Origin of the sequence: Brevibacillus humidisoli, from assembly GCF_020923435.1 — a bacterium.
Classification (GTDB): domain Bacteria; phylum Bacillota; class Bacilli; order Brevibacillales; family Brevibacillaceae; genus Brevibacillus_E; species Brevibacillus_E humidisoli.
This window is the reverse complement of the sequence record NZ_CP087263.1, coordinates 1,281,199-1,293,361: the sequence shown is the minus strand read 5'-3', so window position 1 is coordinate 1,293,361 and position 12,163 is coordinate 1,281,199. Positions and strand designations below refer to the sequence as shown.

Annotated in this window: 15 protein-coding genes; all 15 read right to left on the bottom strand. The window is 50.9% G+C overall.

Annotation, left to right across the window (positions count from 1 at the left end):
- Window positions 1-10: 10 nt before the first annotated feature.
- The 15 genes from LOK74_RS06445 to codY all read right to left on the bottom strand — a co-directional run bounded on the left by LOK74_RS06445 (window position 11) and on the right by codY (window position 12,135).
- On the bottom strand, window positions 11-454 hold the full coding sequence (locus LOK74_RS06445; RefSeq protein ID WP_230045829.1) for a flagellar basal body-associated FliL family protein: 444 nt from the start codon (window positions 452-454) through the stop codon (window positions 11-13).
- Between the two features lie 12 nt (window positions 455-466).
- On the bottom strand, window positions 467-688 hold the full coding sequence (locus LOK74_RS06440; protein ID WP_230045828.1) for a flagellar FlbD family protein: 222 nt from the start codon (window positions 686-688) through the stop codon (window positions 467-469).
- A gap of 84 nt (window positions 689-772) precedes the next feature.
- The gene (flgF, locus tag LOK74_RS06435) at window positions 773-1,585 is read right to left on the bottom strand and encodes a flagellar basal-body rod protein FlgF (RefSeq protein ID WP_230045827.1); all 813 of its coding nucleotides are present in this window, start codon (window positions 1,583-1,585) and stop codon (window positions 773-775) included.
- An 89-nt stretch (window positions 1,586-1,674) separates the two neighbouring features.
- Window positions 1,675-2,076 carry a TIGR02530 family flagellar biosynthesis protein gene (locus LOK74_RS06430; protein ID WP_230045826.1) on the bottom strand — a complete coding sequence of 134 codons (402 nt, stop codon included), beginning with the start codon at window positions 2,074-2,076 and terminating at the stop codon, window positions 1,675-1,677.
- A 59-nt stretch (window positions 2,077-2,135) separates the two neighbouring features.
- Window positions 2,136-3,476, bottom strand: a complete 1,341-nt coding sequence (locus LOK74_RS06425) for a flagellar hook-length control protein FliK (protein WP_230045825.1) — start codon at window positions 3,474-3,476, stop codon at window positions 2,136-2,138.
- Window positions 3,477-3,537: 61 nt separating this feature from the next.
- Window positions 3,538-4,416, bottom strand: a complete 879-nt coding sequence (locus tag LOK74_RS06420) for a MotE family protein (RefSeq protein ID WP_230045824.1) — start codon at window positions 4,414-4,416, stop codon at window positions 3,538-3,540.
- A gap of 43 nt (window positions 4,417-4,459) precedes the next feature.
- On the bottom strand, window positions 4,460-4,954 hold the full coding sequence (gene fliJ, locus LOK74_RS06415) for a flagellar export protein FliJ (protein WP_230045823.1): 495 nt from the start codon (window positions 4,952-4,954) through the stop codon (window positions 4,460-4,462).
- Complete coding sequence (fliI, locus tag LOK74_RS06410; RefSeq protein ID WP_230045822.1) at window positions 4,951-6,276, bottom strand: flagellar protein export ATPase FliI; 1,326 nt, start codon at window positions 6,274-6,276, stop codon at window positions 4,951-4,953. Before fliI ends, fliJ begins: the two co-directional genes overlap by 4 nt.
- Window positions 6,263-7,105: a FliH/SctL family protein gene (locus tag LOK74_RS06405; RefSeq protein WP_230045821.1), complete on the bottom strand. Its 843-nt coding sequence runs from the start codon at window positions 7,103-7,105 to the stop codon at window positions 6,263-6,265. The genes fliI and LOK74_RS06405 overlap by 14 nt, the downstream gene beginning before the upstream one ends.
- Window positions 7,089-8,102: a flagellar motor switch protein FliG gene (gene fliG, locus LOK74_RS06400; RefSeq protein WP_230045820.1), complete on the bottom strand. Its 1,014-nt coding sequence runs from the start codon at window positions 8,100-8,102 to the stop codon at window positions 7,089-7,091. Before fliG ends, LOK74_RS06405 begins: the two co-directional genes overlap by 17 nt.
- A gap of 13 nt (window positions 8,103-8,115) precedes the next feature.
- The gene (gene fliF / locus LOK74_RS06395; protein WP_230045819.1) at window positions 8,116-9,699 is read right to left on the bottom strand and encodes a flagellar basal-body MS-ring/collar protein FliF; all 1,584 of its coding nucleotides are present in this window, start codon (window positions 9,697-9,699) and stop codon (window positions 8,116-8,118) included.
- A gap of 34 nt (window positions 9,700-9,733) precedes the next feature.
- On the bottom strand, window positions 9,734-10,030 hold the full coding sequence (fliE, locus tag LOK74_RS06390) for a flagellar hook-basal body complex protein FliE (RefSeq protein ID WP_230045818.1): 297 nt from the start codon (window positions 10,028-10,030) through the stop codon (window positions 9,734-9,736).
- A 15-nt stretch (window positions 10,031-10,045) separates the two neighbouring features.
- Window positions 10,046-10,510, bottom strand: a complete 465-nt coding sequence (gene flgC / locus LOK74_RS06385; RefSeq protein WP_230045817.1) for a flagellar basal body rod protein FlgC — start codon at window positions 10,508-10,510, stop codon at window positions 10,046-10,048.
- Between the two features lie 6 nt (window positions 10,511-10,516).
- Window positions 10,517-10,924, bottom strand: a complete 408-nt coding sequence (flgB, locus tag LOK74_RS06380; RefSeq protein ID WP_230045816.1) for a flagellar basal body rod protein FlgB — start codon at window positions 10,922-10,924, stop codon at window positions 10,517-10,519.
- Between the two features lie 431 nt (window positions 10,925-11,355).
- Window positions 11,356-12,135: a GTP-sensing pleiotropic transcriptional regulator CodY gene (codY, locus tag LOK74_RS06375; protein ID WP_230045815.1), complete on the bottom strand. Its 780-nt coding sequence runs from the start codon at window positions 12,133-12,135 to the stop codon at window positions 11,356-11,358.
- Between the last annotated feature and the right edge of the window lie 28 nt (window positions 12,136-12,163).

Here is a 12,163-nt window from a genome sequence, read left to right as displayed (position 1 = left end):
TCGGACCCAATCAGGATAACACGTGCTTGGTGAGAATCACCTGAACGATCTTACCTTCCTGCATAACCTCACTAAGCTGGTTCATCAGTTTGGCTTCCAGCTTGTTTAAACCATCCGTTCCCTTGATATCGTCCGGTGTTAGGCCGGCCAAGGTCTTGATGATGATCTGGTTCACCTGAGGTTTGCGCTTTTCCAACTCTTCTTTCGCTTCCTTGCTGTCTGCTGTAATGCTAAAGCGAACGATAATAAAGTTGTTGCTGAGCAGGTTGGTTGTGATTTCTCCGGTATCGATTGTGTATTCTACCAATTCATCTGCTGTCAGCGCCCTCGCTTCCGCTACTGCCTCCTTGTCCGGTGACAGGTATGTCTGCCAGAGAACAAAGGCGACGACGCCCAGCAGCGTGATTGCGATGATGATAATCAGCGCCATGTTAAACAGCCTGTTTTGTAGCATAAGCGCCTCCCGTTATTCGATAGTTTCGTCCTTGGGACGCGGAATCGCAGCAGTCATCGAGATGTCTCGATAAAACAAGCGAACCTGTCTGGCTATTTCGTCAGCAGACTCTCTGACGATGTACTTCTTGCCGTTTGCCAACGTGATAACCGTGTCAGGAGTCGCTTCCACCAGTTCAATATGCGTCACATTGAGGTAGAATTGACTGCCGTTGAAACGTGTTAGCTGAATCATCGGTAGCTCCTTTCCAGCTGATGGGGGAAGGGAGCAGGCCGCCCCTTCCCGATTCATCTGCCGCCTAAGCGATCAATTACCCGATTATCGCTTGAGGTTGATTAACTCTTCCAGAATCGTGTCAGATGTCGTGATGATTCGGGAGTTTGCCTGGAAGCCGCGCTGTGCGACGATCATTTCTGTAAACTCTTCGCTCAAGTCAACATTGGACATCTCCAGAACACCGGATACGATCGCGGAGTTTGCCTCTGTCGGGGTGACGATTTCGTATTCACCATCCTCTATCGCGTTTACCGTCACTTCGTAGAGTGAGTTGCCAATTTTCTTCAGTCCACCTGGATTGCTCACTGTCACAACACCAATTGTCGCAATCTCTTCTGTTACGCCGTCAGCAGTGGTTCCAGTGATCACGCCGTTTTTGCCAATCGAATAGGAGACGTAATCCTCACGGGGAATGGTGATCGGCTCCCCTCCTGCATCCAGCACGAACATCCCCTGTGAGGTAACCAATTGTCCGAGGGCATCACGGGTAAAAGAACCGTTGCGAGTCAGGTAGTTGGTCTCCACGTCACCGCCCGGATTGACGACGAAAAATCCATCTCCTTCGATGGCCAAGTCAGAGGTTAGATAAGTCGTCATTGGGCTGCCCGCCGAGTGAACGACGTCAATCGAAGCAATGCTGCTGCCAAGGCCAATCTGCTTGGGATTAAGACCACCGACCTCTTCTTCGATCGGTCCAGTTGCCCCAGCCATGTTTTGGCTTAAAATGTCCTGGAACATAACGCGGCTTTTCTTAAAGCCTACCGTGTTCACGTTGGCGATATTGTTTCCGATCACATCCAGCTTGGTTTGAAAGCCGCGCATTCCAGAAACCCCTGAGTATAAAGAACGAAGCATGTAGATGTACCTCCCTGTCAAACGTTATGGTTTCCGATTGCCTCAGTCGTTCGGCAATCGCTGGGCCCCCTGTTCGGTCCAGCCCGCTATTACAGCAAAATCGCACTATCGATATTGGTAAAAACATTCTCTTTCATGCTCATGTCATCAACAGCTGTGATCACTTTTTGATTGACGACACTAACAACATAGGCAACGTTATCCATCAGAATCAATGACTCTTTTGCCCCTTTGGCAGCCGCCTTGTCGACCGCTCCTTCCAGTCTCTGCAAATCGGCTTTTGCAAGCGTAATTCCCCGTTCTTCCAAGCGGTTCAGTGCATGCTGACTAAAGGAGAGCTTGCTGGTCGCCGTCTGCTGCTCCGGTCGTTGCAGATTCTCCGTCAGCCATTGTTGAAACGGCTTTGAGGCAGTTGGCGAAGGCTGCTTGTTGTTGGCAGTTGCCGGTTTTGCAGGAAAGTAACTGTGTCCTACGCGAAATGAATGGTCCATCCAGTACTCCCCCTTCTTCACGCGTAAGCGGAATACTGTCGATTTCCAGCCAAGCGCGCCTAATCACGCAATGCGGCAAGCGAAGCCGATTCATCTGTTAGTGCTTCTATGGAGAACTCAACTTGCTCGTCCGTTGTTGTGGTGGATTCACCTGAGGGCTGCTGGTTTTGCTGCTGGCGTCCCTGTTCTTTCTGTTGTTGGAAATCAAATGCCTGCTGCTGAGATGACTGATGCGTCACTTCCAAACGATCTACCTGCAATCCCTGCTGAATCAATGCGCTGCGCAACTGTGACATCTGCGTGTCCAACATCTCTTTGCCGCTTGCTGTATCGGCTGTGAAATAAGCGGTAATCACTCCGTTGTGCGACGTGATCTTCACGTCCACCTGACCGAGTGAACGAGGGTGGAGCACCAGTTTTGCCTCCGTCACTCCATCCGCTTCCGTCAGCTTCATCTGTGTCAAAAACAAATGGCCAACCTGTTGTGTAAACTGTTGGGAGTTGACGTGATAGCTGCCGGTCTGTGGAGCTGCTTGCGTCTGCGCGAACCATTGGGGCTGGGTTATCTGCACGTTCTGCATCGCTTGCGCATTGGTCATGCTCCCTTTCTCCTCAACCATTGGTTGCGCGTGACCGAGGATCGGCACCGACTGCGCCTGGTTGCGTTGCTGGCGGTTGTAGACACCACTCTCTGCCTGATAACTCGCAATCGCCCGGTGGAGACGGAGCGGTTCCATGGTGACGTTGGCAGTGGAGACGTTCTCCCTGTTTACCCCTGTCTCGGCAAATCGCTTTGGTGCCTCAGCCCGAAACACCACTTCCTGACTAGTTCCGTTGGGCTGCACCACCTTCTGTGGTTGATCCGCTGAAGAAGCGTTCAACAGCTTGCTCAACCAATTGGCGGTTTGTTCGGCGCTTTGCCGAAGCGCAGTTTGTTGCGGCGATTTGTCTGAATGGGACCCATCGACAAGCAAGTTGGCCAGTGCTACTGCTTGTTCTTCCGCAAGCCCCTGCTGCATGAACGTAGCAACGAGTTGGCGGTGCCCCTGACCGGTTCCGATGGCAGGCAGCGTTATGCTGTCGTCTGTGCCGCCGTTAGCTGTTTGTGAAGCCTGTAGGGAAGATGTGAGTTGCTCGTGCTGTTCTGGTGTCAGCAAACCGTTGGCCAGCAACTGTTCCAGCATAGCGAGTAGTGAGTCGGATCTTTCTTCGGCCTCACCACTCTGCAGTTCCTCCACTCCTGTTGACAGCTGCGGTGTCTCCATCGTCTGCAACATGTTTCCCAACTGAAGAGCAAACAAGTTGTTCAAGGAAGGTGCCGCTGACTCGGCCAACTGCCTTGTACCAGATAGGATCGGCTCAGTGGTACCGCCAGTCGTCATGACATTGGCTACATTCATGTCTTCACCTCCATTCAAATAGATTTGTTGCTTTTATAGTAACGATAAGCGCTTGTTGCACTTACCGAAGCAACGCACTGGAAATCTTCGCCGCCATTGCCTGGTTTTGTGCAGAAATGGCCGCCAATACCTGGGCCCGTTTGTCGTTCGCCATCTCCGCTAAAATAGAGAGGGCATTCGATTGGTTGGTACCCATCATCGTTATCAGAATCGCAGCAGCATCATTGGGTGCCATTTGTGAGAATGAAGTAACCAGCGAGTCGAGTCGTACGGCGCTTTGCGGACGGGTCTCACTCAATGCTTTGGTCAGCGCATTAATGCGCTGTTGAAGCAGTGCGATATCGTCATCCTTGCTAATGACGGAATCCTTAAACAAAACGGAAATATCCGCCGCTTTTTTGGGATCCATCTTGGACAAAATATCGGCCCGGTCATCCGGTTTCATCTTGGACATGACAGCAACCGCCTCTTCCAGCGAAAGGTTGCCGATAATCGAAGCGGCATTCCTCGACGACATCGATGTGTACAGTTTGGCGAGATCCTGATACTGCTGCTGACGTTCTGCTTCGTCAGCCTGCTTGTCTTCCAGCATCTTCTCTAGCTCTGCTTCACGTTCCTCAATCGCTTTGATCGTTGCCTCTTTTTCTGCCAGATCTTTTTCCAACTGCACAATCTGCTCATCTTTTTGCTGCAGTTTGGCCTGAAGCTCCTCGACCGGATTGGTTTGAGGCTGCGCTTCCTCTGCTTCATTGCTACCTGGTATAATTTTTTCAATCACCGGTATGGAGTTGCCCTGCTCTTGGATCATGCCGACAACATCGTAGCCAGAGAAATTAAGCAATACTCCCCCCAGGATGCTGGCAAACAAGGCAGGGATCAGGAAGATGTAAAAGAATCGCTCCCACCAGCTATAAGGCCTCTCTTCTTGTACCTCTTCCATCGCAGTTACCTCCTTACCCCTCGGCTTAACTGGGCTTTATGTATTAGGAAAGCGGCGGTGCAGATACCTTTTCCGCTGCTTTACTCGTCCGGCTGGTCTGTTGCATGGTATATCGGCTGATGCCGATTTCGTCCAATTCTTTCTGCTCCATTTGTCTCTGGGCATGATCGAACCGTTCCTTCGCCTGCTCGCGCATCTTCTCCCACAGTTTGCTCTCCTGCATGCGAGAGGTAAGCTTTTGTTTTCGGTCTTCAACCTCCAGTTCACAGCCGTACAAGGTTTGCCGCTGCGTCTGAATAGCTCGCTCAACCGCCTGTTGATAGCGGTTCCCTTCTATCAACTGAGAGACGCTGCAAGGCTGATTCTGCATTTCATAAAGCGTATGGCTTACCTCTTCCCGGTGACGTGTTAAATTGATGAGCTTCGCTTCCTCTTCTGCCTTCTTTTGAAGAGATTTGCCAAAAGCCCATTCTGCCTGTTCCCGCTCCTTTTCCTTGAGATCAAGGATCTTTTGAAGATGAAAGGTGAACGTCTTCACGGGCTTGTCCCTCCAAAATGTGCAATCAGTGCATTAATGGTAGTGGAAAGCTCTGCGGGTTCATGAGTACCCTGCGATGTGAAATCACGGATCACATCTCGATAGCGGATCGCCGCATCGATCTCGCGATTGCTGCCGAGCTTGTACGCACCGATGTTGATCAGGTCCTCCGCTTCACGGTACGTCGATAAGTGTGTCTTTAGCTGACGAGCCGCTTCCAAGTGGTCTCCTGAACAAATCTCATTCATGACACGACTGACACTAGCCAGTACATCAATCGACGGGAAATGTCCTTTTTGCGCGATTTTCCGGTCAAGCACGATATGTCCGTCCAGGATGCCGCGCACAGCATCGGCGATCGGATCATTCATGTCGTCTGAATCGACCAGTACGGTATAAAAGGCAGTTATGCTCCCTTTGGCAGACGTCCCTGCCCTCTCCAGCAGCTTGGGCAAAAGGGCGAAAACAGATGGGGTGTACCCTCGTGTCGCTGGCGGCTCACCAATGGCCAAACCGATCTCCCGCTGCGCCATTGCAAAGCGTGTAACCGAGTCCATCATCAGCATCACGTTAAGCCCGCGATCACGGAAATACTCAGCAATCGAAGTGGCAATCATCGCACCTTTGATCCGGATCATCGCCGGCTGATCAGAGGTAGCTACAACCACTACGGATCTCTTCAGTCCTTCTTCCCCCAAATCGCGATGAATAAACTCCATCACCTCTCGACCGCGCTCTCCGATTAAGGCAATGACGTTGATATCGGCAGACGTGTTGCGGGCGATCATGCCCAGCAGTGTACTTTTGCCTACACCAGAACCCGCAAAGATACCCACCCGCTGTCCTTTCCCAATCGTCAGCAGCCCGTCTATCGCTCGTACACCCACACTCAATGGATCGACTATCCGGGGACGAGAGATCGGGTTGGGCGGCTGGTTGTTGGTCGGATATGAACTCAAGCCAAACGGCAGTGGACTGCCATCAAGCGGTCGTCCCAATCCATCCAGCACCCGCCCCAGGATTTCAGAACCCACTTTCACCAAAAGGGGCTGTCCGGTCGCAACCACATCACATCCTGGTCCGATGGCTGACAGTTCTCCTAACGGCATCAGCAGTACCTTGTTATCGCGAAACCCGACAACCTCTGCTGCGATCGGGTGTTGATCGTGCTGAGAAAAGATGTGACATAGTTCTCCCAACTTTGCCTCCGGCCCCTGTGATTCTACTGTGAGTCCTACCACCTGGGTCACCTTGCCGTTGACCCGCACCGGATCAAGCTGCTGCAGGGTCTGCCGGTATTTGCTCAGGTCAAGCGTCGTCATCCGTCTCACTTCCCTTGGCAATTGACAGCAAAGCTTCTTTGATCTCCTCGAGCTGTGTATCAATTCGTGCGTCGACACTTCCAAACGGCGTTCGGATCACACAACCATCATCCCGCACAGAGTAATCTGGAAGGACGATCAATTCGGCTTGTCCATCCAACAGAGAGAGAAACTGACTGCGATGTTCCTCCAGCCATTGATAATGTTTGTGATTGACACAGAGCGTGATCTGTCCGTGTACCCGTGAGCGACGCAGTACATCTTTTACCATCTCAGCAATTTTTTCCGGTGCTTGCTGTAGTTCTTCACCGATGATCTTTCTGGCAATCTCCACGCTTAACGCGACGAGAAAAGGCTCTGCCTCTGCAATGATCTGTTCCTTGTTTACATGTGCCCGTTCCAGCACTTCTTTTGCCTCAAGAACTCGCTGTTCTTCCTCCGCCCACACGGCAGCCATGCCGACTTCTCTTCCTTGAGCGAGTCCTTCCATATGAGCCTGCTCACGCACCTGATCGGCCAACTCCTGCAACTCCTGCTGTTTCTCCTGCCACCACTGCTTGATCTCCTCCTCGGCCTGCTGGCGCAGTTCCTCGGCATGCTGGGCGGCCTCTTCCAGCAGCTTTTGAGCCGTCTCTTCAGCATCTCGCAGGACGGCCTGTGCCTCTTCCTCGGCTTTTTCCAATTCCGGATGTATTTTTTCTTTTTTTTCCTGCAACCTTTCACTGATCTGTTCCGTCTGAGAAGGTGGAGGCAGTTTCACAGAGAGGACAACCTTCTCATCCGAAGCGGAGTAGCGGGAAGCTTTGAAGATTCTAGACAATGATGTCATCACCTCCGCCGCGGGCGATAATGATCTCACCAGCCTCCTCTAAGCGGCGAATGGTTGCGACAATACGCGATTGGGCTTCTTCCACATCACGCAGCCGAACCGGTCCCATAAACTCCATCTCTTCCTTGAATGTCTCGGCCATCCGTTTTGACATGTTGCGGAAGACCGTCTCGCGAACTTCTTCGCTGGCCACCTTGAGCGCCAATTGAAGATCGGCGTTTTCCACGTCCCGGATGACGCGCTGGATAGAACGATTGTCCAATGTCGCGATGTCTTCGAAAACGAACATGCGCTTCTTGATTTCTTCTGCCAACTCGGGGTCCTGAATCTCCAAGGAGTCAAGGATGGTACGTTCTGTGCTGCGGTCGACCCCATTGAGAATATTGACAATCGCTTCAATGCCGCCAGCTTGCGAATAATCCTGTGTAACCGTGGCAGACAGCTTCTGTTCCAGCACCTGCTCCACCTGTGCAATGACTTCGGGAGAGGTGCTGTCCATCAGGGCGACCCGCTTGGCTACATCGGCCTGGCGTTCCTGCGGCAATTCAGACAAAATCATCGCAGCCTGGTTGGCATCGAGATAGGAGAGGACGAGTGCAATGGTTTGCGAATGCTCATTTTGAATAAAGTTCAGGATTTGCCCTGGATCAGCTTTGCGGGCAAAATCGAACGGACGCACTTGCAGATTGGCAGTTAACCGATTGATAATGTCAATTGCTTTCGACTCTCCGAGTGCCTTTTCAAGGATTTCTTTGGCGTAGGTTATCCCGCCTTGTGAAATCACTTCCTGTGCGACGGCGATCTGGTGAAACTCTTGCAGTACTTTCTCTTTTTCGTCTCCTGCCACTTTTCTGACATTGGCAATCTCAAGCGTTAGCTGTTCGATTTCGTCTTCCCGTAAGTGCTTAAATACTTGCGCTGATACTTCCGGGCCAAGCGAAATCAGAAGAATCGCAGCCTTTTGTCTGCCTGACAATTCCTTGGCGGCGCGAACCATCTGTATTCACTCCCTACTCTTCAGCTAGCCAAGTGCGAAGCAGTGTAACGAATTCTTCCGGTTTGCTTCTGGCCAACTTCTCTAATTGCTTGCGAACCACTACGCCGTCACTGTCCTCGCTGTATTCAAGATCGGGTATTTCCGAGGGCTCAGGCGCAGGCAAATCCGGAAGCTCTTCTTCTTGGTTCGCTTGACGGCGTCGGCGGATGACGAGATAAGCAACAGCCGCAATGGCCAACAGCGCAAGCGCACCTACACCATACAGGATATACGGATTCAACGCGGACTGCTGCTCGATTGCAACTTTTCCGTCAAACTGGCGTTCGAATACGGAGATGCGTTGATCCAGTTCGGCCTGGGTTAGTTCCCGATTCCGGTCGCTAAGTGTAACAAAGACGACATTGCGCAGGATCTGCCTGATGTTCTCCACCGTTTGCGGGTCAAGTTGACCGCCTGCTGGCGGTTCAACACCGATGTTGATCGAGATATCTTCTACCTGATAAGGACTTTCGGTGATATTGCGGGTGATTCGGTTTACTTCCCGGTTTACCCGTTCGCTTAATTCTTCGTACTCGCTGGTGCTGCCCTGTTGATCTCCTCCTGGGTAACCGGGGACGCCGTTTTCGCCGGTACCGGCCACACCTCCGGGAGGTGCACCTTGTCCGCTAAAGGTCTTGGATAGTTGTTCAGCACTGATGATGATGCCTTCGTTGTTTTCCTGATCAACCGGTTCCACCAGGTTCTCCACCCGGTTCTCCTTGGCGAAATTCATCTTGACGGCAGCGTGGACAATCACCTTGTCACGCCCCATGATGGTGCCAAGCAGGTTGTACAAGTCTTGCTGTATTTTTCTCTCGTAATCTGACCTGATTTTTTCCTGCTGCTCATAGAGGGGCATCGAGCCGGAGCTTCCGTCGGTTTCATTTATCTCCAGCAGATTGGAGTACTGATCGGTAATGGTGATGTTTTCAATCGGGAGGTTCTCCACCGAGCGGGATACCAGATAGTGAAGAGCCTTGATCTGCCCTTGATTGAGCCGCGTACCCGGCTCCACATCGACGATCACAGAAGCGGTCGCCTCTTCCGGTGTCTCTGTAACAAACAGGTTTTCCTCCGGTAATGTAATCATGACCTGGGCCGTGCGAACACCATTGACGCGCTCCAGCATTTTCCTAAGCTCCTGCTGCAATGCATCTTTCTTGAGCACATCAAACTGTCGGTCCGTAATCCCAAAGCTGCCGGTGCTGGAGAATATTTCTGCGCTGATTCCCGCTTCACTGGGGATGCCCTGTGCGGCAAGATCAACAATGATATCCTGAGCCATTACCTGCGGAACCTCGATCCGTGTCCCGCCACCGGTAACCCGATACGGGATCTGGTTGCTGTCCAGTTCTTGCTTGATGATTCCGATTTCCTGTTCACTTAAGCGCTGATCGTAAAGCGACACGTATACTGGCTGAGATGCGAAAAATATGTATAAGGCCAGCGATATCAGAAGAAACAGGGCCGTAAAACCAATTAACCATTTTTGTCGGCTTCCTAGTTCGCTCCACTTTGCTTTTATTCGTTCTCTGTATAATGCTAGACGTTCGTTCATGTTTCACCCCACCGAGCGGTTACAGCAATGATCATTAGAGTGGCATCCGCATAATTTCCTGATAGGATTCGATCACCTTGTTGCGCACTTGCATGGTTAGCTGAAGCATAACGGATGCTTTCTGTCCGGCAATCATTACTTGGTGTATGTCATCCACTTGGCCGGCAGCGTATTGTTTCGTCAGTTCCTGAGCCCCCAGCTGAGCTTGATTCACTTGTCCCATTGCATTGGACAAATAATCGGAAAACGACTGAGCCACTTCCGCTGGTGTAGCCTTGCCTGCAACAGATGGCGGCTGTGTTGCTATTTTGCTGAGAGGATTGATTTGCATCAGCTATTTCGCTCCTTATCTCCCGTTAATTTCCAATGCCTTCATCATCATACTCTTCGAAGCATTTAATGCAGTTACATTCGCTTCATAGGAACGGGACGCCGAAATCATGTCCACCATTTCTTTCATGATGTCTACATTTGGCATCAGCACGTATCCTGCCTGATCAGCATCTGGATGCTCCGGATGGTACACCCGTTTAAACGGCGTGTTGTCCTCACGAATCGCCTGCACACGAACACCTTGCTCCGGCTTGGCACCCGAAACCATCCCGATTGCAGCCCCGAGCAAATGATCAAAGGTCTGGTTCGTCTTGGGAGCAATCTCAACGATCTTTCGCCGATACGGCTGCCATACTCCATCAACCAACTGGGCGCGAGTCGAATTGGCGTTGGCAATGTTGGCTGCGATCGTGTCCAGCCGCAAACGGTTAGCGGTAAGTGCCGATGCACTTGTATCCATCCCTCTAAACAAGCTCATCTACAATCACTTCCCTCCTCCGTTAATCACACTGCTCAACTTGGTGAAATAACCGCCTGTCAGTTGGACCAATCCGTTGTACCAGATTTGATTTTCGGCCATTCGGTTCATTTCATACTCCAGGTCAACATCGTTTTCATTATGCTGCACCATCGCATTCGGATTAGACGTAATGCGCGGCTCGGGAATGGAACCAATTGGGCCGAACGATAGATGACGTTGATCCGTCCGATACGCACGGAGTTGACTGGTTGTCTGCCCCATTTCTTGTCGAAGCATCTCTTCGAACGCGACTCGCTTGCTTTTGAAGTGCGGAGTGTCCACGTTGGCGATATTATTCGCGATAACGCGCTGCCTCAACGTGCTGACATCCAAAGAACGCTCCAGCAACCGCAGGTGGTCTGTTTGAATCAATCCGGCTCCCTCCCCTGTTTTTTACATAATTGGTTTACATTCTGTTTGAATACCCCATCCTTTTTTCTTTTAAACCTGTTTTACTTGCTAAATTTTGCAACATTCGACATTTTTTCTAGAATGTAGGCTATTTTCGTTATGGCACCTAACAACTTCTTCAAAACTCGCAATTATTCCTGCTAAATCGACATCAGAACACGTATAATCATAGCAAAATAATTTTTACGAAAAAAGACCTATCTTACAAACGGGACTTACGCTCTATCAAACGCCCTTATGCGTGCGCATCTACCGCAAGAGACTGTGCCTATGTTCCTATTGCAATAGAGGCGCCATAATACTCTCCCAAACGCATTTCGACATATATCCACAAAATAAAAAAGGCCGCCAATTGAACGGCAGCCTTTTCTCCTTTTTGGAGCCCTAGACGCTTAGGAGGTTTTCAACTTCTCCAATTCGGGCAGCAGTTTTTCATTCAGTACCTTGATAAATGTCCCTTTCATCCCCAAGGAACGGGATTCAATGACACCGGCGCTCTCCAGTTTGCGCAGTGCGTTGACGATCACAGAACGGGTGATGCCCACTCTGTCGGCAATCTTGGAGGCGACCAGCAACCCTTCTTTCCCGTCCAACTCTTCAAAAATGTGTTCGACCGCTTCCAATTCGCTATAAGAGAGGGAGCCAATCGCCATCTGTACAACCGCTTTGCTGCGTGCTTCTTCTTCAATCGCTTCAGAGCGTTCCCGCAGAATCTCCATTCCTACAACAGTGGCCCCTACCTCTGCAAGAATCAGGTCGTCATCGACAAAGTGATTGTTGACACGGGCAAGAATCAGCGTGCCCAGGCGGTCACCGCCTCCCATAATCGGAACAATCGTAGTCAACCCGGATGAAAACACTTCTTTCATTTCGACTGGAAAAGCCGTATACGGACTGTCGATGTCGAGGTTGGCCGAGGTCTCTTCCACTTTCAGCAGGTTTTGGCTATACTCCTCCGGAAAACGACGTTCTTCCAACATCTGTCGAATGCGTTCATTGTCAATCTCTTGTGCGATCGCATACCCCAGCATCTTACCCTTTCGACTGACGACAAAGATATTGGCGTCAATCACGTCACTCAATACCTCTGCCATTTCATTAAAGTTAACCGCATGCCCTGCCGATTTTTGCAGCATACGGTTAATTCTCCTGGTTTTCGATAACAAATCCATCTTCAATTCCTCCTGACGTTTTCTATCG